The following is a 25,350-nucleotide window of genomic DNA, read 5'->3' on the forward strand; positions in this document are numbered from 1 at the left end:
CGTTGTAAGAAGACGTGAACATAGCCGTCAAAAACAAGACGAATACAGTCATTACAATAATGAATGTGATGGACATTAATGGCACCTCCAAAATCCTCATGCAACTGTTTTCATTATACCCAACCTGCTCGAAAAAGAAAACTTTAAATATGGGCTGTACCTTGATAACATAGAGCTATAAGCGTTAAAGCTTGCATCTTAGGAGGAGTCGAACCATGGATTACCGTTTTTCATCACGAGTGACCGCTCTCAAATCATCGGTCGTAAGAGATATTCTCAAGCTGACGCAAGGCAAGGATATGATTTCATTCGCAGGCGGGCTGCCGGCCGAGGAGCTGTTTCCGGTGCAGGCTATTCGCGAAGCTGCCGATCGGGTGTTTACGAAGGGCGCAAGCGCTATGCAATACGGATTGACCGAGGGCTATTTGCCGCTGCGTGAGCAGCTGTGCGAGCGTATGGGGCACAAGGGCATGAACGTGCGCCCTGACGAAATGCTGCTGACGACAGGCTCCCAGCAGGCGATCAGCCTCATTGTTGAAGTGCTGACCGAGCCTGGCGATACGATATTGGTGGAAAGGCCGACTTATCTTGCATGCTTGCAGGTGTTTGAGATGAACGGCTTAAATGTCATTGCTGCGGAAAGCGATGAGCATGGCATCGTGGCGGAGGATGCGGAGCGGCTCATTCGCGAGCATCGTCCAAAGCTTGTGTATGCCGTGCCTACATTCGGCAATCCGACGGGCCGCGTCTGGAGCACGGAGCGCAGACAACAGCTGCTTGAGATTTGCAGCTCTTATGGTGTGCCGATATTGGAAGATGATCCATATGGTGAAATAAAATATGATGTAAATGCGGTTTATCCGACATTGTTTGCGCTTGATCAGCAAGCGGGCCGTTCAGGCTCGGTTATTTATACGAGCACGTTTTCTAAGACGGTAGCTCCGGGACTGCGCACAGGTTGGGCAATGGGGCCAGCGGAAGTCATTGCGATGATGGCTAAAGCGAAGCAGGCGGCAGATTTGCATTCCAGCGCGATTGACCAGCAAATCGTCAGCGAGCTGTTGGATAGCTTCCCGCTGGATGAGCATATTAAAGTTATCTCTGCTTCTTACGGCGAGCGGATGCGCGAAATGCAAGGGCTGCTGGCGGGGCAGCATATTGAAGGATTGCGCTGGATTGAGCCGAAGGGCGGCATGTTCCTATGGCTGGAGCTGCCGGAGGGGCTTGATGCGGAGGCGCTCCTCCGCGCCTCCGTGCAGAAGGGCGTCGCTTTCGTGCCGGGAAGCTCCTTCTACGCTTATGATCCACAGCGAAATACGGCGCGGCTTAACTTTACCTATAACATCGGTGCCAAAACGGCGCTCGGTGTAGAGCGCTTCGCAGAAGCGATCCGCGAGTTTACGGCCCGCTCCTAACACAGCAGCTCACAGCAGGCGTTGAGATTGCGGTCGCCTGCCCTTTAACGGGAGGATGAGCGCCGTTTGCGAGGACGGCGGGAAGGGCGAGAGGCCAAAGACGTTTGCGATTCGATTGGCGCAGCAGGGGCATTTTGCCCCGCCTGGCTGCCCGGCAAAGCGGCAACCCAATCGGCGATGACATCGGCGTATTCGGTCAAGGCGGCTGCTCCGGCGGGGAGCAGCCGATATTTTCCGCGCTGCTGGCGCTCGAACCAGCCGTAGTAGTTGTCGCGCAGCACAGCGCCGCTGCGCGGGAAGCTCGTCACCGCAGCAACCTGGCTGGGTGATTGCGCCTCCTCCTGCCGCTGGAGCGCGTAGGCGCAGCGCAGCGCCTTCTCGCGATAGGCGGTCACCAGCTTGCGGCCGGTACTGCCGCCCACATTATAGTCGCCGCTGCGCTCGCGAAATTCAAGAAGCAGCCTAGCCTGCTTCTTGCGGCGTGTTCCGCGCTGCGGCGCCTCGCCAGGCTCGCATAGCACATCAATGACAGGCGCCTTCGTCTTGAAGAAGGTGACGGTCATAAGGCCGATGCCGAGCATGCGGCACAGCTCGGTAATTTCACCGAAGCGCTGGTTGTGCGCGCCGCTTTTTTTACGATTGCGCTCTACCACGAGCACAACCTGATCATTTATACGAAGGCGTTCAATCCCCTGCAGCAGCAGGGCGAGATTGAACGTCTTTTTCATTTCCACGATAATGGTTTCTTCGGTATCGGCGTGCATCGCAACGAGATCGCAGTGCAGCACCTCGCTTTTGACGACGAAGCCGCGCGCTTCATAATAAGCTTTTATCGGCTGGTAAAGCTCCTCTTCCTTATTTACTGCCACGTGCATTCCCCCACTTTCTTCTAACTATTATAACAAAGGATATGGAGCGCGGGCAGATCGATTCTATTTGTCCAAGCAAAGCTGCGCTGCAAGCGAACTTGTCGTAATATGCATGATTACCGCCTAAAATAGTGGTCAATTTCCACGCGGAATAAGCATAGACATGTAATACTTCAATAAAATTTGTTCCACTCGCTAAGGTTCTTTCGAGTAAATGCCGAGCGAAGTGAAAAATTGCGTATTGCGGAAGCGATGGGAGGAGGCACGGCATGGACATTTTCAAGCGAATATCGGAGTATCAAGCAGAGAGTGAGAAGCTGGCCTGGAGTGGATCTTTCAAGGATTATATTGAACTGCTGAGACAGGATCCATCCACGGCCATGACGGCGCACGCGCGTGTCTATGAAATGATTGAATCCTATGGGGTCGAGGAGAGGGATGGGAAGAAGCGGTACAAATTTTTCGAGCAGGAAATTTATGGGCTGGACCGCTCTGTTGAAAAGCTGGTGGAGGAATATTTCCACTCCTCGGCGCGAAGGCTCGATGTGCGCAAACGGATTTTGCTTCTAATGGGTCCTGTCAGTGGCGGGAAATCGACGCTGGTTACGATGCTCAAAAAGGGGCTTGAGAAATATTCCAGAACGAAGCGCGGCGCCGTCTATGCGATTAAAGGCTGCCCGATGCACGAAGAGCCGCTGCATCTCATTCCGCATGAGCTGAGAGGCGAGATTGAGCAGGAGATTGGGGTAAGAATCGAAGGAAATCTATGCCCATCCTGCCAGATGAGGCTGCAAACGGAATACGGCGGCGATATTCAAAATGTTCAGGTGGAGCGTGTATTCATCTCTGAGGATAACCGCGTCGGTATCGGTACGTTTAGTCCATCCGATCCGAAATCACAGGACATTGCCGATCTCACCGGCAGCATCGATTTTTCCACGATTACGGAATTTGGCTCGGAATCCGATCCGCGGGCTTATCGCTTTGATGGTGAGTTGAACAAGGCGAACCGGGGGCTTATGGAGTTTCAGGAGATGCTGAAATGCGACGAAAAGTTTTTGTGGAACCTGCTGTCCTTAACGCAGGAGGGCAATTTTAAAGCGGGACGGTTTGCGCTCATTTCTGCTGACGAATTAATTATTGCCCACACGAACGAGACGGAGTACAAATCCTTCATTAGCAATAAGAAAAATGAAGCGCTCCAGTCGCGGATGATCGTCATGCCGATTCCGTACAACCTGAAAGTGTCTGAGGAAGAAAAAATTTATACGAAGCTCATTGGCCAGAGCGACATGAAGCATATTCATATTGCGCCGCATGCTTTGCGAGCTGCTGCTATTTTCTCCATACTTACCCGTCTGAAGGAGACGAAGAAGCAGGGTATGGATTTGGTGAAGAAGATGCGGATGTACGACGGCGAGGAAATCGAAGGCTTCAAGGATGCCGATCTCAAGGAAATGCAAACCGAATATACCGAGGAGGGCATGTCTGGCATCGATCCCCGCTATGTCATCAACCGGATTTCGAGCGCACTCATCAAGCAGGATATGCAGTGCATTAATGCGCTCGATGTGCTTCGCGGCTTGAAGGACGGCCTCGACCAGCATCCATCCATTACGAAGGAGGAGCGGGAGCGTTATTTGAACTTTATTTCGGTTGCGCGCAAGGAATACGATGGTCTGGCCAAAAAAGAAATTCAGAAGGCCTTCGTCTATTCCTACGAGGAGTCGGCGCGTACGCTGTTCGAAAACTACCTCGACAACATCGAGGCTTATTGCAACTGGGCCAAAATTAAGGACCCGCTCACCGGCGAGGAGCTTGATCCGGATGAGCGCCTGATGCGTTCCATTGAGGAGCAGATCGGCGTTTCTGAAAATGCGAAAAAAGCGTTCCGCGAAGAAATTTTGATTCGCATCTCGTCCTATTCCCGCAAAGGGAAAAAATTCGATTTCACCAGCCATGAGCGGCTGCGTGAAGCGGTGGAGAAGAAACTGTTCACGGATCTTAAGGACATCGTGAAAATTACGACCTCCACGAAGACGCCGGATGAAATCCAGCTCAAGCGGATTAATGAAGTGACGAAGCGGTTAATTGATGAGCACGGCTATTGCCCGGTATGTGCCAATGAGCTGCTGCGTTATGTAGGCAGCCTGCTGAATCGCTAACGAACAGAATAGGATCGTTACAGGAAGTTCGGTGGAGCAGCTGCCCACCGAACTTTTTGGCGTTGTCTGGATTAGGATTGAGCGTGAATGAGCTATAATAGGTTGGTAGGACTGGAAAAATGGGACTATAGATTCAGCTTTTCACTCGATTTTTGTAGAGATCTCGACAAATTCTCTTGAATTATTAAAGAAATGTCTACCTATATGAGGCTGAATGCCGATATACTTAATATAGCAGTTGTTATTTATTTAGAGACAGGGGGTTTTTCAATGATTAATGTCACAGTGGAACGTAAGCGGCAGCTGGACTATACAGGAATTAAGGAAGCGGATTTGCAGCGGCTTGCGGAGTGCAAGCCTATTTTTAAGCAGGTAGTCGATGAGGTCGTTGATCGTTTCTATGATAATGTCGGACTCTATCCCGAAATGGTAGCTTTAATGAAGAAATTCAGCAATGTGGATCGTTTGAAAGGAACGCAGCGCGAATATTGGCTGTCCCTTGCTGACGGTGTTATTGATGAAGCGTTTATTGAGAACCGGATTAAAATTGGGCTAGTGCATTCCCGAATCGGCCTTACAACCGACTGGTATTTAGGTACATATATGACTTACTTGAACATTGCGACGGATGTATTTGAGCGTGTGCTGCCAGATGGGTGGAAGCCGGTTATTCACTCACTGTCCAAGATGTTCAATCTGGACTCGCAATTCGTGCTTGAAGCGTATAACCGCGCAGAGCAGACAAAGGTGCAGGAGCTTGCGGATGAGCGTGCAATTATGCTGTCGACGGTAACGGAAGCGGTGCAGCAGCTGGCTGGTTTGATGGTCGAGCTGGAAGAAGGTGCCCAATCGATTGCGGCAACGGCGCTGTCTACTTCGGATTCACAAGAGAAAGCGCATTCTTTGCTTGGCGAGCTGCAGGGCGAGCTGGACGGCATTACGGAGATGGGTACGATGATTCGGGAAATCGCTGATCAGACGCATTTGCTGGGGCTAAATGCGGCCATTGAAGCAGCAAGAGCGGGAGACCATGGACGGGGCTTCGAGGTTGTTGCCAATGAGGTGCGCAAGCTGGCCGCGTCGTCACGTGGAGCACAGGAAACGATTCAAAATAAGCTTAGTGAAATTGAGAAAAAGGTTAATTCGGTTCGCAGAGAGTCCAATCAGACGTCGGCAGAAGCACGTAATCAGGCGGCGAAATCACAGGAGCTTGCTGCCTTTGTGAAAATGGTCGATGATGTCGCCAAAGATTTGAACAAGCTTAATGCAACATCCTCATAGGCCGCATTTTATAATAGATAACATTAATAAGGAGCCGAGATCCTCGATCATGAGGATTTCGGCTTTTTTATATGACATATAAGTTGACATGAATATTCGGTTTTAGTATGATTGAGCTACAGAAATGGACGGTTTTATGAAGTTTAACGTCATAAAAACTAACATTAATATGCCGTTGGATCAAAAATGATCATTATTGTTACAGGTTTTAGATGTAAGGTTGAGCCATCTTGGAGGAGGCGGTTGGCATGTCGACGGCCAGACAGTCGCAGTCGCATTATTATGATTCACAATCATTTTATGACGAAATGTTTGAAAAGGATTTTTCAGTTCGTCCCCACTATGACAGCGTTCATCGCTTGTTCGGGAAAATTAAGCCTTCTGAGCTGAACATTCGTCAGCATGCCCTTAATCAGCGAATGATGGAGGAGGGCATTACCTTTACGCTGTACAGCAGCAATCAAAATGAGCCTCTAGAGCGGACGATTCCGTTCGACTATATTCCCCGTGTCATTCCCCGGCATGAGTGGGACAATATTGACCGCGGCGTACGCCAGCGCATCCGCGCGCTCAACGCTTTCACCCATGACATCTACCACCAGCAGCACATTGTAAAAGATGGCATTATCCCCCGCAAAATGATCGTGTCCAATACGTATTTCCGCCCGGAAATGGTTGGGCTGGATGTGCCATCAGGCGTATACATTACAGCCTCGGGCATCGATTTGATCCGAGATGAGAAGGGACGTTATTTTGTACTGGAGGACAATTTGCGTTCTCCTTCCGGCTTCTCTTACTTATTCAAGGGCAGAACGCTAATGAGCGAGCTGTTTCATGACCTTTATTTGTCCTCGTCTGTTCAGAGCATCGAGCGCAGCCTCAACTGCTTCCTTAGCTCGCTTCGCTCCCTTGCGCCAAGCGGCAAACGTGATCCGCTTATTGTGCTGCTTACGCCGGGCTCCTACAACTCGGCCTATTACGAGCATACTTTCCTCGCTCAGCAGCTTGGCATTCATCTTGTGGAAGGCCGTGATCTCGTTTATAAGGATCACAACATTTATTTGCGGGATTTGCGCGGGCTTCGCAAAGTGGATGTTATTTATCGGCGGATTGATGATGAGTTTATAGATCCGCTTGCTTTTCAGCCGGATTCGCTGCTTGGCGTTCCAGGGCTGATGAATGCGTATCGCGCAGGCAATGTGGCGATTGCCAATGCCCCGGGTACCGGGGTTGCCGACGATAAGGCCGTATATGCGTATGTACCAGATATGATTCGCTATTATTTGGGCGAAGAGCCGATTTTGCATAATGTGCCAACCTATATTTTGTCGCGCAAGGAAGAACGGGAATATGTACTGGACCACCTCTCGGAGCTGGTAGTCAAGGAAACATCGCTGTCCGGCGGCTACGGCATGTTAATTGGCCCCAGCGCGACAGCAGCGGAAATCAAAGCGTTCGCTGAGGCGATTAAGCTCGATCCAGAGCGATATATTGCCCAGACGACGATGAAGCTTTCGCGAGCGCCGGTTATGATGGATGGCGTCATGGCACCGCGCCATATCGATTTAAGAGCTTTTGCGCTAATGGGCGAGGAGACGCATGTCATACCTGGCGGGCTGACGCGTGTCGCGATGACGGAAGGCTCGCTCGTCGTCAATTCATCGCAAGGCGGCGGGGTTAAGGATACGTGGGTGCTCAGCCGCTAGTCCGGAATACTTCGAAACCTCGAAGCGGTAAAGCTGCTAAGCCGGTGAGCCGGCAGGGAACAATGAGGCGGGGAGCCCAATAATCGGAGGGATGGCTATGCTTAATCGGAATGCTGAGGCGCTATTTTGGATTGGACGCTATATGGAGCGGGCGGAAAACCATGCGCGTTTAATCGATGTCCACTATCATTTGCAAGCAGAGGATGGCGCAGATTCGGAGGCGGTGGGTAAAGGGCAGGAAGCGGCAGCACCGACCTGCAAATGGTCGCGCATCGTGGATGCGCTGGGCAGCAGAGAGTCCTATGTTCAGCAATACGGCAGCTACAGCGAGCAGGATGTGCTGCGGTATATGACGCTTGACCGCGACAACCCGAATTCGCTTGTGTCCTGCGTGAGCCATGCCCGGGGCAATCTGCGCACGCTGCGCGAGAAGGTGCCGAGCGAGATGTGGGATGCGGTCAACGGCTTTTATTTGTGGCTGCGTGAGAAGCAGCCGGAGGATTTAATGGCGGAATCGCCGCATTTATTTTTCGGCAAAATCAAGGAATGGACGGCGCTATTCCAAGGCATCAGCCAGTCCGTCATGCCTCGTGAGAATGAGTGGCATTTTATTGAATGCGGCCGTTATCTGGAGCGGGCAGAAAATACGCTGCGCATAATTAAAGCGGCTTATAATACGGTGATTGCGAGCGGAGAGAGCTGGAGTAATAGTAATGCGACAGGCGCATACTCGTACTTGCAGGCTATGCTGCGATCGCTGAGCGGCTATCAGGTATTCCGGCGTTATTATGCCGATGGCATGTCGGTGGAGTCGATTGTCGAATTTGTTATCTTAAATGAAGTGTTCCCGAGGTCGGTGCATTTCGCGCTGCACACGCTCGATGAGCATATGCGGTATATCCGTTTTCAGGATATGCAGCTGCGCTCAGCGCACGACAAGGTTATTCGCCAAGTAAGCAAGGTGAAGGCGGATCTCGCCTGCCTGGATCAGGAAGATGTCATGCTGGACCGTGACGGGGCAATCGTCGGTCATTTGCTGGATGCCTGCCAGACGATGGGCGGCACCTTCGCCAAAACCTTTTTTCGCATGGGGGAGGCCAGCGCATGAAGCTGAATATTTCGCATGTGACGCAATACGATTATGGCACGTCGGTTACGGACAGTGTCAATGAAATTCGTCTGACGCCAAGCACCAATGAACGCCAGTCGTGCTATCAGCAATCCATTGCGATTGAGCCGAATGCGCCGCTGTTCAGCTATGAGGATTTTTTCGGCAATCGCGTGCATTCGTTTTCGGTGAACGGCTTACACCGCAAGCTGACGATTCGCTCGCAAATGACCGTGGTGACGAAGGAGGCTCTTACACCTGAGCAGCAGGCTGCTGCTCTGAACGGCGGAGGAGCAGCAGAAGTTGCTTGGGAGTGGCTGCAGTCAGAGGATGCGGGCAATCGTTTCGTGGAGTTTCTGCTGCCTACCGCCTACACGGCGCTGAGTCCGGAAGTGGAGACATATGCGGTCGGCATTGAGGACCGGAATAATAATGGGCTGAGCGTATATGGGTGGCTGCTGGCGCTTTCCCAAAAAATCCGAACCGAGTTCGTCTACGATCCAGATGCTACAACGGTGGAGACGAAGGCAAGCGACATGTTCGAGCGCAGGCGCGGCGTCTGTCAGGATTTTGCCCATCTCATGATTGCTTGCTGCCGCTCGCAGCAGGTTCCGGCCCGCTATGTGAGCGGGTACCATTTCGTTGGCGATTTGCAAGGCGGAACGGCAGATTTCGAGCAGGCGTCTCATGCATGGGTGGAGGCGTACGTGCCATCGCTTGGCTGGTGCAGCTTCGATCCGACGAATGAAGCTCCTGTCGGCGAGCGTTACGTTAAGCTGGGCCATGGACGCGATTATAAAGATATTGTTCCGGTAAAAGGCGTTTATCGTGGAAGCGGGCAGCAAACGTTGAAGGTGACGGTGGATGTGCGCAAGGTCGAGGAATGAAGCGGAAAAAATCAGAAAGAGAAGCCCTTTGGGCGCTTGGCTGTTGCTGCTTAAGCCTACATGCAGCTGCACAAGCGCCCGAGGGGCTTCTTCGTTGTGTTTTATTGGAAGGCCTGAATTCGAAGGCTTGGATTACTGGACGATGGTAAAATCGTCAAAATTCAAGCGGCTGCCGGATGTGCCGGCGACTACGATTTTGAAGCGGACTGCTGCGGTTTCATTTACAGCAATCGTCTGCTCGGTTAACGACTGGCTGCTGGAGTAGGTGCTGCCGACGTCTGTCCAGGTGGAGCCGCCATTAAGCGACTTCTGAAGCTTCCATGTCGCTCCCGTGTCGCTGCCAAAGCTCGCATGCTTCACCTTGACGCTGGTCGCGCCGCCTGTCACATTGAAATTCATATAGATGGAGCCTGCCGCCCTGACTCGTGCGGATTTGGTTCCGTTTTTCTTGTCTGTAGATAAATCGCCAAGCAGCGCATTATCGAAGGTCCACGAGCCTGAGCCGAGCGTAACCGAAGCTGCTGTATAGGCTGCTTTGGTGCCTGTCTCGAAGGTTTCGTTTACAGCGCCAGATGTTGGCGGCTGCGACGTTGAAGCATAGCCGTAGGAGCCTTGCTTGAAGGTGGAGCTGTCCCACCATTTGTAGCCGGCTGCCGGTGCTGCCCATGGCTCAGCCTGCGGCTGGGTTGACGTTTGCGGAGTTTCCATAGCAAGCAGTGCTGTTGCGTTGTCAAGGGTGAGGCCGCTTACTTGATTCAGCGCCGTATAGCTTTCTTTAACAGCAAGCCAGTCCACAAGCTGCACGAGCAGCGCGCCATTGCTCGCTTCTGTAAAGCCGTCATACGTCGTTTTGGAGCCGCCTGTTTCCTCGCGCAAATATTTAGGCGTGCTGTCTTCGACAGGAGAAGAGTCGCCGATAACGGCTACTTTGCCCAGGCTATTTTTGCCAATCGCGACATAAGGGCCCTCGGCAATTCCTCCGCCATTATAGACGCCCTGATCTACCGCATTGCCCCAAGAGGCTGAAGTCTGCTGCATGTAGACGATTCCCTTCGCTTTGTTCGGGTCTGTAATGGCAATGGTCGATCCGGCATGCATCGTCAGCGAAGTAACGCCGCTAGTAATGCCAAAAGATTGCGAGGAAGGGACGATCGTTCCCGAGTTTACGTTGCCCAGCGCATTGTAACGGATGCGCATGCCGAAGTTGCTAGACAACCAGTCGGAGCTTGCGACACCTTGCATAGCGGCTGAACTGGCTTCCTCTGTACTCATGCCCAGTGCAGGATTCGACCAGGCTCCCCGTCTATAGCCATTGAACACCTCAGAGGAATCCCATCTGTTTTTATTGCGATCCGCGTTATAGTGGTCTGCGATGAAGAAAATGCTGCCTCCGCCCTGCACATACGAAAGCATAGCCTGCTGCTCGCTCGTCTTGAACGGCACGTTCGCTTCAGGAATTACGAAGACGTCATAGCCGCTTAAGTCTGTTAGCGTAATAGGGCCGCTTTTGCGAAGCTCCTTGACGTAATAGCCTTTGCCTGCAAGAGCTTGTCCAAAATCGGAAAAGCCGCCGTCAATAACCCAATCTGCCGCACCAGCTGTTTGGGCATGGGCATTGTCGAATAGAATCTTTTTGCCATTGGCGCTTCCAGCAGGCTGTAGGACGGGCGCTGGATCAGTAGGCCCCTCCGCTAAGGAAACCGCCGTGCCTGCCGATAAAGACATTGCAAAGATGAGTGCTCCTGCCGTCAATCGCTTCAAAAAATTACCCTTCATCATCAAACCTCCGCTTCTAGTAGTTGGTTCAATTAGAGCGGCTTCCTTGGTTGGAAGCGCAAGGCAATTGTACTATTTTTTCTAAATAATAGAAATAGATTCACGTGAGAAAACTAGGACATAGAGTGTTAAGTTTATGTAAGGGATATTGAAAGAGCTGCTAATCGTTGCTGAACAGCTCGTTCAATACATTTTTTCTGTTTTCAAGAAAACGACGGGTTAGCTGGTAGTGGGCAGTGTCCTCATAGCGAATTTCTTCAACGGGCTTGGCGTCAAAATTGTAAATTTGCGCGTTCGGATACCCGAGCAAAATCGGTGAGTGAGTCGCAATGATGAATTGGGCATCGTGTTCCAAATCTTTAATGACGCGAAGCAGCGCGAGTTGGCGGGCGGGAGAAAGCGCGGCCTCGGGCTCGTCAAGCAAATAGATTGCTTTTTTGCCAAAACGGTGCTTGAACAACGATAGGAAGGCTTCGCCATGCGACTGCTCATGCAGCGATTTGCCGCCGTAATAGGGCAAGCTTTCGGGCACTGTATCGAGGTAAGAGGCGAATTGATAGAACGTTTCTGCGCGCAGAAAAAAGCCGTTCGTGAGCTTGGGCATCCAGGAAAGCCGGATATAGGGGCCAAGTGCAGATTCAGAGGCATCTACGTCGTAGCTGTTGTTGCGCCCTCCGCCGGCAGTGTTAAAGCTGCATTGGTAGGCCATAGCTTCTAGAAAGGTGGACTTGCCGGAACCATTTTCGCCTACAAAGAAGGTGATGTGGGTATGAAAATGAAGCTTGCTCATTGACCGGATAACAGGTATGGAAAAGGGATAAGTGCTGTAATTGGTAATGCGCTCCTTGAGCAGCTCTGCACTCCGTAAATACAAGGCGTTCAGCTCCTTTGGCAGAAGGGTGTAGTTTGTTTTATTTTCTTCATCATGACCATGACCGGAATTTAATGATTTATGAAAAACGTCTCTAATAAAAGAAAACAGCATCAGACTAAGAACTGGAAAAAAAGTCTTAGTCTGATGCTGCTGTTTCAAGCATTTTTACGCTTTAGCCGCCCATATTTCAATTTCTATTTTTATTTCTGGCAGCCCTAATTCCAAAAGATAACCGATCGTCATAGATGGATAATGAATGCCAAATAATTCTGCCCATTTTTCGTACAGATAATCCCAGTCTATTTTTTCGGTGGCCCATATGTTCACCTTAATAATATGATCGGAGGTTAACTCTTCGGAATTCAGTAAAATGTTGATGTTAGCAAACGTATTGCTGATTTGTTCATTCATACTGGTCGGAATGATGCCGTTTTGGTCCGTTCCGATTTGGCCGGAAGTAACATACAGCTCTGAATTTCTCGGAATTTTTGTAATGTGGCTGTAATTCCCTACTGGACTAGGCATACCTGCTGGATTTTTTCTGATGATTCCCAAATTGTTCATGCATCTTCGCCTCTCATTTTAAGAATTCTGCCATTTTCAACTAAGCATTTTGGGCACACTTCACCCGTAAAATGGATTTTAGAAAAAAACAGCAGTCGAGTATCCGTATCCAAAGGATATGAAATGTAATGATCTTTTTTTCATGGCCGGACACTCCTTTCTCTTAAAATAGGAAGATGTAATCTATGTTAAAGTCTAAGCGAAACGATATACGGAGTCAAATTCCAGCGATCTGTATAGCCTAATCAACCTGCTGTTTAATAATTTCGGAATAGTAGAGGGCTAGGGTTAATTGTATTGTTTTCTCTTATACCTGTTATCCCCTTAGCTCAGAAATACGGATTGGGTGATTGTAAATAGGTTTATGGCCTACTCGTAAAAAGGATTCTTTTATCCGAGTTGCAAGCGGCGACGCTCGTTCTGAGCTAAGGGGATAACCTGCAAAAGCAAAATGAAAGGGTAAAGGAGAGGGAAAGGTATACGTATGGGAGAGGAAATGGGGGAGGGCTAGCGAGCTGACGGAGCTTTAAATTTACAAAAAAATGCGGGAAGCTGCCTCCAAGCAGCTTCCCGCATTTTTAAATGATTTGCTGAGCTAAGGGGATAATGCCTCAAAACGCCATTAAACGCGATTGATTAATCGTTACAAAAACTTGCGGCTCGTTTTTTTGCCGTCGCAGCTGAAGACGATCTTTTTGTCCTCGACAACGGTTTCGAGATGGACGGATTTGCCCCAGAGATGGACCACATGCGGCAGCGTGCGCTCGACATATTTCAGATCAAGCTCCATGCCTTCATACTTGTGTAGCAGGTACAACTCGCCTACACGGTTAAAATCGCCATCTGTAACGAACAGGCTGGGGAAGCCGCCGTTCACTTTGGAATAGACAAGCTGGTCGCGGATATTTTCCCAAGATTTATCGGTTATTTTCCACTCCGGCCCCTTCTTCTCGAAAACATACAGGTCCAAATCCTTGACCAAATCCTTGGTCAAATAGTTGCGGAGAAACGAAATATCCGAATCGAGCTCGCGTACCTCGAACATTTTTTCCCGGCCTTTGCCCGGCACGCGCCCGAAGCGCCGCTGCTCCTCTGTAGTCGGTTTATCCCAGCGCTGCTCGATATCTTCGAAAATTTTCAGCCCCAAATAATATGGATTCAGCGTGTGCCGGGATGGCACCACGACTGAGGAGTTCAGCTTGGCGAATTCAATGGTTTCCTCGCTTGTCAGGTCGAGCTCGCGAATAATGCGCTGATGCCAGTACGATGCCCAGCCTTCGTTCATAATTTTCGTTTCCAGCTGCGGCCAGAAATAGAGCATCTCATCGCGCATCATCGACATAATATCGCGCTGCCAGTCCGTAAGCTGAGGCGAATACTCCTCAATAAACCAGATCAAATCCTTTTCAGGAGCTGGCGGAAAATGTTTCGGCGGCGGCGTTTGATCCTGGCGAGTTGCATCATCCGGGTCAAGCCCCCATAAATCCTCGTATTCGGAAGGGATAGCTGTGCTGACTGAACGGTTTTGCTCCGTCGTCAGCATTTCAATGTAACGGGTTTTATCAAGCTGGTATGGCTTAATAATAGCCGGGTCCACATGCTCCTGAATGGCAAGCACGGCATCAATAAATTTCTCGACCGCTTCCAGGCCGTAATCCATTTCGTATTGCTGAATGCGTTCTGCTGTAGCGGACATGCTTTCGACCATATTGCGGTTGGAGGTGCTGAAACGGGCGTTATTTTTGAAAAAATCACAATGGGCCAGAACGTGCGCGACGATCAGCTTGTTCTGAATAAGTGAATTGCCCTGCAGCAGAAAGGCATAGCAGGGGTTCGAGTTAATGACGAGCTCGTAAATTTTACTAAGGCCAAAATCATATTGCAGCTTCATTTTGTTAAAGGTTTTCCCAAAGCTCCAGTGGCTGTAGCGCGTTGGCATGCCGTAGGCCCCAAACGTATAAATAATGTCGGCTGGGCAAATCTCATACCTCATCGGGTAGAAATCGAGGCCAAAGCCTTGAGCGATTTCCGTAATTTCATCGATGGACCGCTCCAATGCGCGGATCTCATCCTGGTTCATCAGCCATCCCCCCGTACTTGATAATACCGTTCATACCATAGGTATGTGCAGTGGGCCAAGTTTATGACGGGAAACCGGACGGCAGCTACCAGGTGCGTCATTTGTTTACGGAGCAGGAAATGAATAGCTCATAATCCCAGCCACCAAGCATATATTGGAAAATAGTGACTGCTGATGCAGTCTACTAATGTGCAGGAGGATGGTCATTTATGAGCGAATCTGAAAATACGAGGCTGGGATATCCGCATATTCCACAGCCGATTCGCAGTGATGGGGCGGGAGGCCCGGATTTAGGACCGCGCGATGTGATGAGGGATTTGGAAAATCCGGATATGTTTGTTCCGCCTGTAACGGATGCAGGCCTCGTTCCCAATATGAAATTTTCATTTTCGGATGCCCATATGCAGTTGAACCAAGGGGGCTGGTCCAGAGAAGTGACGGCCCGAGAGCTGCCGATTGCGACAACGCTGGCAGGCGTCAATATGTCGCTAATTCCGGGCGGGGTCCGGGAAATGCATTGGCATCAACAGGCAGAATGGTCCTACATGCTGCTTGGAAATGCAAGGATTACAGCGGTGGATCAGAACGGAAGAAACTTCATAGCTGATATTGGGCCGGGTGACTTATGGTATTTTCCGCCGGGCATTCCGCATTCGATTCAAGGGCTCGAGGGAGGCTGCGAGTTTCTGCTCGTGTTTGACGATGGGAATTTCTCTGATCTAAACACATTGTCGATTTCTGATTGGTTTGCCCATACCCCGAAGGAAGTGCTGTCGGCCAATTTTGGTGTGCCTGAAAGTGATTTCGACCATATTCCTAATGATCAGGTTTATATTTATAAAAGCACGGTTCCCGGCTCCATTGAGAGCCAGAAGGTGGAATCTCCATACGGAACAATCCCGCAGTCCTTTAAGTTTGAGCTGCTGAAGCAGCCCCCTATCATTACGCCAGGAGGCAGTGTAAGAATCGTCGATTCCTCCAACTTTCCAGCATCCAAAGCGATTGCTGCAGCGCTTGTAGAAATTAAGCCCGGCGCTATGCGCGAGCTGCATTGGCATCCGAATAACGACGAATGGCAATATTATTTATCGGGCCAAGGCCGAATGACTGTATTTACCGGCAACGGAAATGCGAGGACGTATGATGTGCGGGCCGGCGATGTCGGTTATGTGCCCTTTGCCTGCGGCCATTATGTGCAAAATACCGGAAACACGAGCCTTTGGTTTCTGGAAATGTTCAAAAGCGACCGCTTCGCAGACGTTTCCCTTAACCAGTGGATGGCGCTTACTCCAACGGAGCTTGTAAAAAGCAATCTCAACGTAGATGAAGCGTTTGTGTCCAAGCTGCGCAAGGAAAAATGGCCCGTTGTTGATTACCCGGGCTTCTGACACAGCGGGACATGCCTTCAAATAAAGTTGAAGGGCATGTCCTGCTGGCGAGCCGGTTTTTTTTATAATTGAAACAGGCTGCCATTGGCAACGAAAGGTTATGTATAGTAATATAAAATTGTGATCTTATCAAATTTTTAAATACAATTTTTGTAAGAAATTATTAAATGAGAAAGAGTATGGGGATAATATACATGATTTAAATGCGATGCAGCTCAGTGTGATCGGTGTTGCAGTGGCGTTTTCGTCTTTGCTGATCAGCTTTATTTATTTTAATGTGAAAAATCGGGAATGGTACGAGCAAATGCTCATCATCTCCGAAAAAAATCAAATCGTTGGCCAGCTCGCTGCCTCCATTTCACATGAAATCCGCAACCCGCTTACAACGACGCGAGGTTTTCTCCAAATGATGAACAAGGAGCAGCTCGACCATGAGACGTTCGAGCGTTATCGTACCTATGCTTTTGAAGGTATTGATCATGCCAATGCGATTATTACCGATTATTTAAATTTTTCGAAGCCTAGTGAAGAAGAGCGGCGGCTGCTGAATGTGAAGGATGAAATCGACGGAGTCATTCCTTGGCTGAAGCCTTATTCGGCGCTGTCGAACATAACGGTTGAGGTCTACCATTTATCGAAGGAGCCGCTCATTATTTGCGGCGAGGTCAAGAATGTATGCTCAATATTATAAAAAACGGCATTGAGGCTATGCCTGAAGGAGGCAAGCTGACGGTGCAGACCGAGCTGGTGCGCAATAAAATTCAAATTCTCGTCCGCGATACGGGCTGCGGGATGAATCGATCCCAGGTTAAGCGATTAGGCTTGCCCTATTATACGACGAAGGAACGCGGGACCGGGCTCGGGCTGATGGTCGTCATGAATATGGTCAAGGAAATGAACGGCAAAATATTTTTTCACAGTAAACTGAATCAAGGTACGATATGCGAGCTTCAGCTCGAGCGGGCTGCTGCTCCGGAATAGCGCATCAAATAGCATGACAGGAAACGTATAGCGGAAAAAGACGGTTGAAGGAGGCTGTAAAAGCAGCTCTTTCAACCGTCTTTTTCATATGGACAAAACGAATGGAAGCGTTATTAAATCGTGCTTGCGTTCTGCTGCTGCATAGTGTTTAATGGAAATATACATTGTAATTTTATTATTCGGTTAACAAAAACATTAATCTTATGAGGTGAGCTGAACATGTCCAAACAAGCAAAGCTGATCGTTGATAAGGATTTTGTAGTAGGTGAAGTTGATAAAAGAATCTATGGCTCGTTTATCGAGCATTTGGGCCGGGCGGTATATGGCGGTATTTATGAAAAGGATCATCCGCAGGCGGATGAGCAGGGCTTCCGCTCCGATGTGCTGGAGTTGGTAAAAGGGCTGGATGTGCCGATTGTGCGCTATCCTGGCGGCAACTTCGTTTCAGGCTACAACTGGGAGGATGGCGTAGGCCCGCTTGATCAGCGTCCGCGACGTTTGGAGCTTGCTTGGCGCACGATTGAGCCGAACTGGATCGGCTTTAATGAATTTATGGACTGGTGCCGCAAAGCGAATACGGACGCGATGATGGCGGTTAATTTGGGGACGAGAGGGCCTGATGAGGCGCGCAACCTGCTTGAATATTCCAATCATCCATCAGGAACGTATTGGAGCGATTTGCGTGTGCAGCACGGCTACAAGGATCCGCACAACGTCAAAACCTGGTGCCTCGGCAATGAAATGGACGGCCCTTGGCAGATTGGCGCTAAAACCGCCGTCGAGTATGGACGTATCGCCAGCGAGACCGCAAAGGTTATGCGATGGGTTGATCCGACGATTGAGCTTGTCGCTTGCGGCAGCTCGGCAATCGGCATGCCGACTTTCCCGGATTGGGAAGCAACGGTGCTTGATTTAGCTTATAATGATGTGGATTATATTTCGCTGCATCAGTATTACGGCAACCGCGAGAAGGATACGGCGAATTTCCTGGCGCAATCCGTGGGAATGGACTCCTTCATTAATACAGTCATTTCGACAGCCGACTTCGTGCAGGCGAAGAAGCGCAGCAAGAAAAAAATCAACCTTTCCTTCGATGAATGGAACGTGTGGTTCCATTCCAATGAATCGGACAAAAAGCTTGACCCTTGGCAAATTGCCCCTCCACAGCTTGAAGATATTTATACGCAGGAGGATGCGCTGGTCGTTGGCTGCATGCTGATCAGCCTGCTCAAGCGTGCCGATCGGGTGAAGATGGCTTGTATCGCGCAGCTCGTCAACGTCATCGCCCCAATTATGACGACAAATGGCGGAGCAGCCTGGAAGCAGACGATTTATTATCCGTATATGCACGCGAGCGTGTTCGGCAGAGGCGAGGTGCTCGTACCGTTAGTGAGCTCGCCTAAGCATGACACAAAAGATTTTACAGATGTGCCTTATGTTGAGGCTGTAGCGGTGCATAATGAAGAGAAGCAAGAGGTTACTGTTTTTGCAGTGAATCGTCATCTGGAAGAAAGTATTTCGTTTGATATCGACCTGCGCAGCTTCGGTCAGGGACGAATTTTAGAGCATATTGTTTTGGAAAATGATGATTTGTCCGCTTCCAATACAGGAGATGCACCTAACCGCGTCACGCCGCACACGAATGGCAGCGCCGCATTATCGGATAAAGGGCAAATCCAAGCTGTGCTGAATAAAGCGTCATGGAATGTCATTCGAATTAAACTGTAAAGTCTACTGGGGAACAATCGCAAGCTTAGCTTGATTGAACGGGCTATTCAGGCGGTTGTTCCCTCTCGTTTCATTTTATGCGATGATAAGGGAGAGGAGGGTGAACAGGATGATTAAAGCCAATACAGATATAGCTTGGCTGCCACTCTATGAGGCGCTGTCGAGCCATGTACGGCTTCATATTATAGATTTGCTGGCAGTAAGCCCGATGAATGTCAAAGAGCTTGCAGAGGCGCTGGGGCTCAGCAGCGCGATTGTGACGATGCATATTCGCAAGCTGGAGAAAGCGAATCTTATCGAGACGAAGATGGTGCGCAAGCAGGGAGGCACGCATAAAATATGTACGCTCGCCGAGCAGCATATTGAAATCGAGCTGCCCCATCATACACGCGAAGTAAAAAAAATGCATGAAAGCACTGTGCCGATCGGACATTACACAGAATATGAAGTGCATCCGACCTGCGGCATCGCAACGGTGGAGAAGGTCATTGGCCAGTTCGATGATCCGCGCTTTTTTCTAGAGCCGGAGCGGATGAATGCGGGCATTTTATGGTTTGGCCGGGGATATGTCGAATATAAAATCCCTAATTATTTGCTGCCGGGGCAGCGGCCGAGCGCATTCGAGCTTGTGCTTGAGCTGGGCTCTGAAGCACCAGGCTACAATCCGAACTGGCTGTCTGATATCAGCTTCAGCTTAAATGGGACGACCATTGGCAAGTGGACAAGCCCTGGCGATTATGGGGATACACGCGGCAAATTTTCTCCTTCCTGGTGGCAAGGCAACCTGAATCAATATGGCTTGCTCAAAGTCATTCGCGTGCAGGAGGACGGCACCTTTGTGGATGGGCAGCAGGTAAGCGACACTAGCGTGCAGCAGATTACACTGGATCGCAATCACTGGACGCTGCGAATCGCGGTAGATAAGGATGCTGCGCATGTAGGCGGCCTTACCTTGTATGGCAAAGGCTTCGGCAATTACAATCAGGATATAATGTTCCGGGTTTATTACGAGGAATAAGAAAATGAAGAAAAGCCGTATCGCAGTCAGATTGGGGGAGACTCTGACCATTGCGATACGGCTTTTCTTTGAGGAGGCGTTTGTGTAAGTTTGACCAAATGTGTGAATAGCTCTTATACTGGCTTAAAAACGGGCTTTGTAAGCTACAGCACGCGACGTGCCGTTGCGTAATTTTTGCTCCACCAGCTAGAACTCAGACTCGTAACGGTCACCCCAGGGGAACCGTATGTATGAATGATTTGATTATTGCCGATATAAATGCCAACATGATGAATAGGGGAATAGAAGAAAACGAGATCGCCAACCTTCAAATTGCTCCGAGATACGAACGAGCCGACTTTTGATTGTTGCTTCGAGCTTCTCGGCAAAGAAACGCCGACCTTGGCAAAAACATATTTAGTGAAAGAAGAGCAGTCAAAAACGCGAGTCGAACTAGTGGAAGCGCTGAATTGGTAAGGCGTTCCGATGAAGCTTTTCGCGGTTGATACGATTTGCGATTGGGTAGAAGCAGATGCCGCATAGGCTGATGGTGCTGATGTAAAAGGAACTGCTGATAAAGTAAGTGATGCAGTTAATGCAAGGGATGCAGCCATTTTACCAAAACGAAGTTTTTTCATGATGTGAATGCCCTCTCTTCTCTGGATTGATAGCTTGTCTACTTATATGTTCATAGCTATACAATAACACAACTAAAACTGAGATTATTTCCCTCTGAGACCATAAAACTAGATTTAATAGTGTTTTGATACCAATTGTTAAAATTAGATGAGAAACTTCTCATTCAAATCAAGGCTAAAATGAGAAAAACAATAAATGATTCGGCATTCATTAGTTATTTTTTGTAAGTAAAAAAGCACATGGCCTGAAAGGCCATGTGCTTTTTGCATGTCATAATCTATTCGTTCAACGCTTATGCTTATTAACCTTCAAGCAGAAGCGTTTCTGGATCTTCAAGCATTTCCTTCACTTTAACGAGGAAGCGTACCGCTTCAGCGCCGTCTACGATGCGGTGATCGTAGGAAAGGGCGATGTACATCATTGGACGGTTCTCGGAGCGCTCAGCATCGATAGCAACTGGACGAAGCTGAATTTTGTGCATGCCCAGAATACCAACTTGCGGTGCATTAATGATTGGCGTGGACAGCAGCGAGCCGAACGTACCGCCATTCGTAATTGTGAATGTACCGCCTTGCAGGTCAGACAATCCGAGCGAGTTCGTACGGGCTTTGCCAGCAAGGTCAACGATCGAGCGCTCGATTTCAGCGAAGCTCAGACGGTCCGCATCACGGACAACCGGAACAACAAGACCTTCCTTAGCCGATACGGCAATACCGATATCGTAGAACTGCTTCACAATAATATCTTCGCCTTCAATTTCAGCGTTAAGCAGCGGGAACTCCTTCAGAGCGCCAACGACAGCTTTCGTGAAGAAGGACATAAAACCAAGACCAACCTCGTGCTTGTCCAAGAACGATTGTTTCCGGCGTTTGCGGATATCCATAATAGCGGTCATATCAACTTCATTGAACGTTGTCAGCATAGCTGCTGTTCTTTGAGCTTCAACCAGACGATTCGCAATCGTTGCCCGGCGGCGCGACATTTTTTTGCGCTCGTAAGGCTTGGCCGATTGGAATTTAGGTGCAGCTGGCGCTTTAGCAGCAGGAGCAGCTGGTGCTTGCGGCGCTGCCGGCTGTGTGCCGTGCGAGCGAACATCATCCGAGCTAACGCGGCTAAGTGGATCGCGGGATTGAACCTGTGTCAGGTCAATGCCTTTTTCTCTTGCAAGCTTTCTTGCAGCAGGGGAAGCGGCAACTTGACCGCCTTTGCTGTCTGCTTCTGCTACAGGAGGCGCACTAGGTGCTGCTTGCGCCGGAGCTGCTGTTTCAACAGCTGGTGCAGCTTTTGCTGGCTCAGCTGCAGGGGCGGACGGAGCCGCTCCACCTGCCGCAATGGAGCCAATAGCTTCGCCGATTTGAACGGTATCGCCTTCGCTGCGTGTAATCTCTTGAATCGTGCCATCCTGCTCGGCGCTGATTTCGATGTTGACTTTATCTGTCTCAAGCTCCAGCAGCACATCGCCTTGCTTAACCGAATCTCCTACTTTAACAATCCACTTGGAAATCGTGCCTTCCGTAATCGATTCTCCCATTGCTGGTACTATAATTTGTTGCACAGTGGCTACCTCCCCGAGTTGTATGTCAATGACGGACTATGTTTCAATGTTTGCAAAATAATATGCTGCTGCTCAAAAGCGTGTACTTGCTGGAAGCCGCTCGCTGTGCTGGAACGCTCTGGGCGTCCAATATAGCTTACGCTTGTACCAACAGGGGCAATCGCGCGGATGCGCGGATCGGCATAATGCCACGAGCCCATGTTTTTCGGCTCTTCTTGAACCCACACAATTTCCTTCAGTTGAGGGAAGCGGGCGATAATTTCAGCAATTTCCTTCTCAGGGAACGGATACAGCTGCTCGACACGAATAATGTGCAGCCAATCCAAGTCTTTCTCTTGTTCCTTCTCAATCGCATCTTCCAGGTCGATTGCGATTTTACCTGTGCACAAAATCAGGCGCTCTACGCGCTCTGGTCTGCTGCCGAGGTTCGGCTGCTCTACGACCAGCTTGAACGAGCCATTGCTAAGCTCGGAAGCGCTGGAAGCGACGCGCGGGTTACGAATCAAGCTCTTAGGAGCCATAATAATCAATGGACGTGCAGCTTCGCTTTCCGTAATGGAAGCTTGGCGGCGCAAAATATGATAATACTGCGCGGCGCTCGTCAAGTTTGCAACCGTCCAGTTTTCTTCGCCCGATAGCTGTAGGAAACGCTCCAGACGTGCGCTGGAATGCTCTGGCCCTTGGCCTTCATATCCATGCGGCAGCAGCATGACGATGCTGGATTTTTGCGACCATTTCGAACGGCCTGCAGAAATGAACTGGTCAATAAGCACTTGAGCGACATTGGTGAAATCGCCGTATTGCGCTTCCCAGATGACCATCGTTTCCGGCGCGTGAACGTTATAGCCATATTCAAAGCCTAGCACAGCTGCTTCGGAAAGCGGGCTGTTATGGATGGCGAACGAAGCTTTCGCCTGCGGCAATTGGTGCAGCGGACAGAACGTATCGCCGGTTTCGGCATCATGCAGCACCAGATTACGGTGAGCAAATGTAGCGCGCTCCACATCTTGTCCGCTGAGTCTTATCGGCTTGCCGTCAGCAAGAATTGTAGCGAAGGCAAGCGTCTCCGCATGGCCCCAATCAAGCTTCTCGCCATCGTTCAATGCATTCGTGCGGCGTTCCAAAATCCGCTGCAGCTTCGGATACACCGTGAAGCTTTCAGGGAAACGGAGCAGCTCAGCATTAATCGATTGCAGCGTTTCAATGGATACAGGGGAGACGGAAGTGGTGTTATCCTTTTCTCCTTGCAGCCCTTGTGTCTGATGAACAGGCTCTTGGCCATCACGTGCTTTCACTTCATCATAAGCTGATTTCAGACGGTCTACGACGCCTTGCTTAAGCTCTGCTACTTCAGCCTCTGTAATAGCGCCAGCTGCAATCAATCTATCGGAGTAGATGCTGCTTACTGTTGCATGAGCCCGTACTTTTTTATAGATAAGAGGTTGAGTCGTTTCCGGATCATCCGTCTCATTGTGTCCATATTTACGGTAGCCAATTAGGTCAACCAAGAAATCCTTCTTGAAAAGAGTACGGTATTCGCTGGCCATCCGCGCTGCAAAAATACAAGCTTCAGGATCATCAGCGTTTACATGCACGATTGGAATTTCATAGCCTTTGGCTACATCGCTTGCGTATTGCGTCGAACGGGAATCATGGCTTTCTGTTGTAAAGCCGATGCGGTTGTTGACGATAACATGAAGCGTACCGCCGCTTGTATAGCCTTTCAGCTGGGCGATATTCAACGTTTCCGCTACGATGCCTTCACCAGGGAATGCTGCATCGCCATGCATAATGATGGAAGCAGCTGTGTCCAGGTTCGTTACCGGATAGCCAGGCTTGCTGCGATCATCCTGTGCTGCACGAGCGAAGCCGCCGACAACCGGGTTGACGAATTCAAGATGGCTCGGGTTGTTCGCAAGCGTAATGCGGGTTTCAACGGTTTCGCCAGTCTTGAACGAACGATTGGCGCCCAAGTGGTATTTCACATCGCCAGTCCAGCCGTAGTTGATGCCGATCGAGCCCTCGGACGGGATGAGCTTCTTGTTCGGCGAGTTGTGGAACTCGGAGAAAATCTTGGTGTAAGGCTTGCCCAGCACATGCGCCAAAATATTAAGGCGCCCACGGTGTGCCATCCCCATCGCAATTTGGCTCACACCGTCATTCGACAGCTCGTGAACCAATTCATCAACTAGGGCGACAAGCACGTCGTTGCCTTCAACGGAAAACCGTTTTTGACCAACAAAGGTGCGCTGCAGAAAATCTTCAAATTGCTCTGCTTCGAATAGCTTGACGAGCAGCTTCTTGCGTTCTTCCTTGTTCAGTGCAGCAGAAGGCAGCTCGCGCTCAACACGCTTCTTAAGCCAAGCACGCTCCGCTTCATCATGCACATGGCTGAATTCGAAAGCAAGCGTTCCTGTGTAAGCTTTAAGCAGCTTCTGAATGGCTTCCCATGCATTTGCAACATCGGAAGGGGCATTCGTCCATACAAGCTCCGCAGGCAAAGACAGCAGATCCGTCTGAGTGATGCCATACGTTTCAGGGCTCAGCATCTTCGTGTTCGATTTAGGTCCGATATCGAGCGGATCAATGTCAGCCGCCAAATGACCGAAAGCGCGGATGTTCCATACGAGCTTGCCGGCAGCGACCAAATTTTGAAGCGTTTTCGCATCGATTGAAGCGGCGCCCACCGTTTGTGATGAAGCGGAAGTTTGACCTGCTGCATAAGCAGGCGGCTCGCCAAAGCGAGCAAACAAATCGCGGTATTCAGATGTTACGGTTTCAGGGTTTTGTTTAAATAGCTCATATTGTTCTTGGATGTACCCATAGTTGGGACCATAATAGCCTTCCCACGGGTTTGGGTTAGTTTCATTGCCAATCGACATTTTCGACAGATACCTCCGTCTTTGAATTTTGTAAGTTTATGGACGGAATCAGAACTAGCATATGACTTCATTATAGTACAGAACGACATGGAAACTTAAATAACGATTATGTATCATAACTATCTTGAAAATAGATCAATCGGTGAGCCGCCAGTCCATCTTCTCAGTCTCTCCCATTTATCGGTTATTCAAAACCGATTGTTAAGGGCTTTGAGTAAAAAATGTATGCCCTTTCAATTTATACGGGACAGCCCGCCTAAAGTTTCGATTATCCATCTTTATGGGCGACGGTCATTTTCTCTTTTGCGGGTTATCCCCTTAGCTCAGAAAAGGGGGAGGCGATGTGAATTTTTTGCAACGAACAACGATTTAATCAGGGCCTTATTTTCGGATGGCAATGGGCGTGCAGGCGGTTGGAATGGTTTGAGCTGCTCCTGCAGCAAGCGGCCATCTGT

General features: G+C 49.8%; 19 protein-coding genes. 11 read left to right on the forward strand and 8 right to left on the reverse strand.

What is annotated here, in order from left to right; genetic code table 11:
* Window positions 1–215: 215 nt before the first annotated feature.
* On the forward strand, window positions 216–1,415 hold the full coding sequence (locus tag WH37_RS00960; RefSeq protein ID WP_046228685.1) for an aminotransferase-like domain-containing protein: 1,200 nt from the start codon (window positions 216–218) through the stop codon (window positions 1,413–1,415).
* Between the two features lie 44 nt (window positions 1,416–1,459).
* Here WH37_RS00960 and WH37_RS00965 read toward each other — a convergent pair whose 3' ends face one another.
* On the reverse strand, window positions 1,460–2,284 hold the full coding sequence (locus WH37_RS00965; protein WP_046228686.1) for a DUF2161 family putative PD-(D/E)XK-type phosphodiesterase: 825 nt from the start codon (window positions 2,282–2,284) through the stop codon (window positions 1,460–1,462).
* 269 nt (window positions 2,285–2,553) lie between these two features.
* Between WH37_RS00965 and WH37_RS00970 the strand changes: the two genes are divergently transcribed.
* The 5 genes from WH37_RS00970 to WH37_RS00990 all read left to right on the forward strand — a co-directional run bounded on the left by WH37_RS00970 (window position 2,554) and on the right by WH37_RS00990 (window position 9,431).
* Window positions 2,554–4,449: a PrkA family serine protein kinase gene (locus WH37_RS00970; protein ID WP_046228687.1), complete on the forward strand. Its 1,896-nt coding sequence runs from the start codon at window positions 2,554–2,556 to the stop codon at window positions 4,447–4,449.
* A gap of 270 nt (window positions 4,450–4,719) precedes the next feature.
* Window positions 4,720–5,730, forward strand: coding sequence for a globin-coupled sensor protein (locus WH37_RS00975; protein WP_046228688.1), 1,011 nt, complete (start codon window positions 4,720–4,722; stop codon window positions 5,728–5,730).
* A gap of 248 nt (window positions 5,731–5,978) precedes the next feature.
* On the forward strand, window positions 5,979–7,436 hold the full coding sequence (locus WH37_RS00980) for a circularly permuted type 2 ATP-grasp protein (RefSeq protein ID WP_046228689.1): 1,458 nt from the start codon (window positions 5,979–5,981) through the stop codon (window positions 7,434–7,436).
* 97 nt (window positions 7,437–7,533) lie between these two features.
* Window positions 7,534–8,544 (forward strand): alpha-E domain-containing protein, encoded by a 1,011-nt coding sequence (locus WH37_RS00985; protein ID WP_046228690.1) that lies wholly within the window; start codon window positions 7,534–7,536, stop codon window positions 8,542–8,544.
* Window positions 8,541–9,431, forward strand: a complete 891-nt coding sequence (locus WH37_RS00990; RefSeq protein WP_046228691.1) for a transglutaminase family protein — start codon at window positions 8,541–8,543, stop codon at window positions 9,429–9,431. Before WH37_RS00985 ends, WH37_RS00990 begins: the two co-directional genes overlap by 4 nt.
* A gap of 132 nt (window positions 9,432–9,563) precedes the next feature.
* On the opposite strand, the gene WH37_RS00995 is transcribed toward WH37_RS00990, so the two are convergent.
* The 4 genes from WH37_RS00995 to WH37_RS01010 all read right to left on the reverse strand — a co-directional run bounded on the left by WH37_RS00995 (window position 9,564) and on the right by WH37_RS01010 (window position 14,725).
* Window positions 9,564–11,207: an Ig domain protein group 2 domain protein gene (locus tag WH37_RS00995; RefSeq protein WP_414811798.1), complete on the reverse strand. Its 1,644-nt coding sequence runs from the start codon at window positions 11,205–11,207 to the stop codon at window positions 9,564–9,566.
* Window positions 11,208–11,367: 160 nt separating this feature from the next.
* On the reverse strand, window positions 11,368–12,081 hold the full coding sequence (locus tag WH37_RS01000; protein WP_046228693.1) for an AAA family ATPase: 714 nt from the start codon (window positions 12,079–12,081) through the stop codon (window positions 11,368–11,370).
* 165 nt (window positions 12,082–12,246) lie between these two features.
* On the reverse strand, window positions 12,247–12,645 hold the full coding sequence (locus WH37_RS01005; protein ID WP_046228694.1) for a RidA family protein: 399 nt from the start codon (window positions 12,643–12,645) through the stop codon (window positions 12,247–12,249).
* A gap of 643 nt (window positions 12,646–13,288) precedes the next feature.
* Window positions 13,289–14,725, reverse strand: coding sequence for a SpoVR family protein (locus WH37_RS01010; protein WP_046228695.1), 1,437 nt, complete (start codon window positions 14,723–14,725; stop codon window positions 13,289–13,291).
* Window positions 14,726–14,934: 209 nt separating this feature from the next.
* Between WH37_RS01010 and WH37_RS01015 the strand changes: the two genes are divergently transcribed.
* The 5 genes from WH37_RS01015 to WH37_RS01030 all read left to right on the forward strand — a co-directional run bounded on the left by WH37_RS01015 (window position 14,935) and on the right by WH37_RS01030 (window position 19,840).
* Window positions 14,935–16,113 (forward strand): oxalate decarboxylase family bicupin, encoded by a 1,179-nt coding sequence (locus WH37_RS01015; protein ID WP_046228696.1) that lies wholly within the window; start codon window positions 14,935–14,937, stop codon window positions 16,111–16,113.
* A 208-nt stretch (window positions 16,114–16,321) separates the two neighbouring features.
* On the forward strand, window positions 16,322–16,804 hold the full coding sequence (locus WH37_RS33215) for a histidine kinase dimerization/phospho-acceptor domain-containing protein (protein ID WP_052736733.1): 483 nt from the start codon (window positions 16,322–16,324) through the stop codon (window positions 16,802–16,804).
* Window positions 16,789–17,094: an ATP-binding protein gene (locus WH37_RS33220; RefSeq protein ID WP_052736734.1), complete on the forward strand. Its 306-nt coding sequence runs from the start codon at window positions 16,789–16,791 to the stop codon at window positions 17,092–17,094. The genes WH37_RS33215 and WH37_RS33220 overlap by 16 nt, the downstream gene beginning before the upstream one ends.
* A 219-nt stretch (window positions 17,095–17,313) precedes the next feature.
* Entirely contained in the window at window positions 17,314–18,822 is a 1,509-nt protein-coding gene (gene arfA, locus WH37_RS01025) for an arabinosylfuranosidase ArfA (RefSeq protein WP_046228697.1), read from the forward strand.
* 109 nt (window positions 18,823–18,931) lie between these two features.
* The gene (locus WH37_RS01030) at window positions 18,932–19,840 is read left to right on the forward strand and encodes an ArsR/SmtB family transcription factor (protein WP_046228698.1); all 909 of its coding nucleotides are present in this window, start codon (window positions 18,932–18,934) and stop codon (window positions 19,838–19,840) included.
* Window positions 19,841–19,983: 143 nt separating this feature from the next.
* On the opposite strand, the gene WH37_RS01035 is transcribed toward WH37_RS01030, so the two are convergent.
* The 3 genes from WH37_RS01035 to WH37_RS01045 all read right to left on the reverse strand — a co-directional run bounded on the left by WH37_RS01035 (window position 19,984) and on the right by WH37_RS01045 (window position 24,895).
* Window positions 19,984–20,457 carry a C40 family peptidase gene (locus WH37_RS01035; protein ID WP_046228699.1) on the reverse strand — a complete coding sequence of 158 codons (474 nt, stop codon included), beginning with the start codon at window positions 20,455–20,457 and terminating at the stop codon, window positions 19,984–19,986.
* A gap of 302 nt (window positions 20,458–20,759) precedes the next feature.
* Window positions 20,760–22,013 (reverse strand): 2-oxoglutarate dehydrogenase complex dihydrolipoyllysine-residue succinyltransferase, encoded by a 1,254-nt coding sequence (gene odhB / locus WH37_RS01040; protein WP_074904707.1) that lies wholly within the window; start codon window positions 22,011–22,013, stop codon window positions 20,760–20,762.
* 5 nt (window positions 22,014–22,018) lie between these two features.
* A complete protein-coding gene (locus WH37_RS01045) occupies window positions 22,019–24,895 on the reverse strand; it encodes a 2-oxoglutarate dehydrogenase E1 component (protein ID WP_046228701.1) in 2,877 nt (958 codons plus the stop codon).
* Between the last annotated feature and the right edge of the window lie 455 nt (window positions 24,896–25,350).

This window comes from Paenibacillus algorifonticola, assembly GCF_000971975.1.
In the GTDB taxonomy this organism is placed as follows: Bacteria; Bacillota; Bacilli; order Paenibacillales; family Paenibacillaceae; genus Pristimantibacillus; species Pristimantibacillus algorifonticola.

Excerpts from the sequence above, each read along its gene's own strand:
- WH37_RS00960 (WP_046228685.1), top strand. The coding sequence starts at position 216 with ATGGATTACCGTTTTTCATCACGAGTGACCGCTCTCAAATCATCGGTC.
- WH37_RS00970 (WP_046228687.1), top strand. The coding sequence starts at position 2,554 with ATGGACATTTTCAAGCGAATATCGGAGTATCAAGCAGAGAGTGAGAAG.
- WH37_RS00975 (WP_046228688.1), top strand. The coding sequence starts at position 4,720 with ATGATTAATGTCACAGTGGAACGTAAGCGGCAGCTGGACTATACAGGA.
- WH37_RS00980 (WP_046228689.1), top strand. The coding sequence starts at position 5,979 with ATGTCGACGGCCAGACAGTCGCAGTCGCATTATTATGATTCACAATCA.
- WH37_RS00985 (WP_046228690.1), top strand. The coding sequence starts at position 7,534 with ATGCTTAATCGGAATGCTGAGGCGCTATTTTGGATTGGACGCTATATG.
- WH37_RS00990 (WP_046228691.1), top strand. The coding sequence starts at position 8,541 with ATGAAGCTGAATATTTCGCATGTGACGCAATACGATTATGGCACGTCG.
- WH37_RS00995 (WP_414811798.1), bottom strand. The coding sequence starts at position 11,207 with ATGAAGGGTAATTTTTTGAAGCGATTGACGGCAGGAGCACTCATCTTT.
- WH37_RS01005 (WP_046228694.1), bottom strand. The coding sequence starts at position 12,645 with ATGAACAATTTGGGAATCATCAGAAAAAATCCAGCAGGTATGCCTAGT.
- WH37_RS01010 (WP_046228695.1), bottom strand. The coding sequence starts at position 14,725 with ATGAACCAGGATGAGATCCGCGCATTGGAGCGGTCCATCGATGAAATT.
- WH37_RS01015 (WP_046228696.1), top strand. The coding sequence starts at position 14,935 with ATGAGCGAATCTGAAAATACGAGGCTGGGATATCCGCATATTCCACAG.
- WH37_RS33215 (WP_052736733.1), top strand. The coding sequence starts at position 16,322 with ATGCAGCTCAGTGTGATCGGTGTTGCAGTGGCGTTTTCGTCTTTGCTG.
- WH37_RS33220 (WP_052736734.1), top strand. The coding sequence starts at position 16,789 with ATGCTCAATATTATAAAAAACGGCATTGAGGCTATGCCTGAAGGAGGC.
- arfA (WP_046228697.1), top strand. The coding sequence starts at position 17,314 with ATGTCCAAACAAGCAAAGCTGATCGTTGATAAGGATTTTGTAGTAGGT.
- WH37_RS01030 (WP_046228698.1), top strand. The coding sequence starts at position 18,932 with ATGATTAAAGCCAATACAGATATAGCTTGGCTGCCACTCTATGAGGCG.
- WH37_RS01035 (WP_046228699.1), bottom strand. The coding sequence starts at position 20,457 with ATGAAAAAACTTCGTTTTGGTAAAATGGCTGCATCCCTTGCATTAACT.
- WH37_RS01045 (WP_046228701.1), bottom strand. The coding sequence starts at position 24,895 with ATGTCGATTGGCAATGAAACTAACCCAAACCCGTGGGAAGGCTATTAT.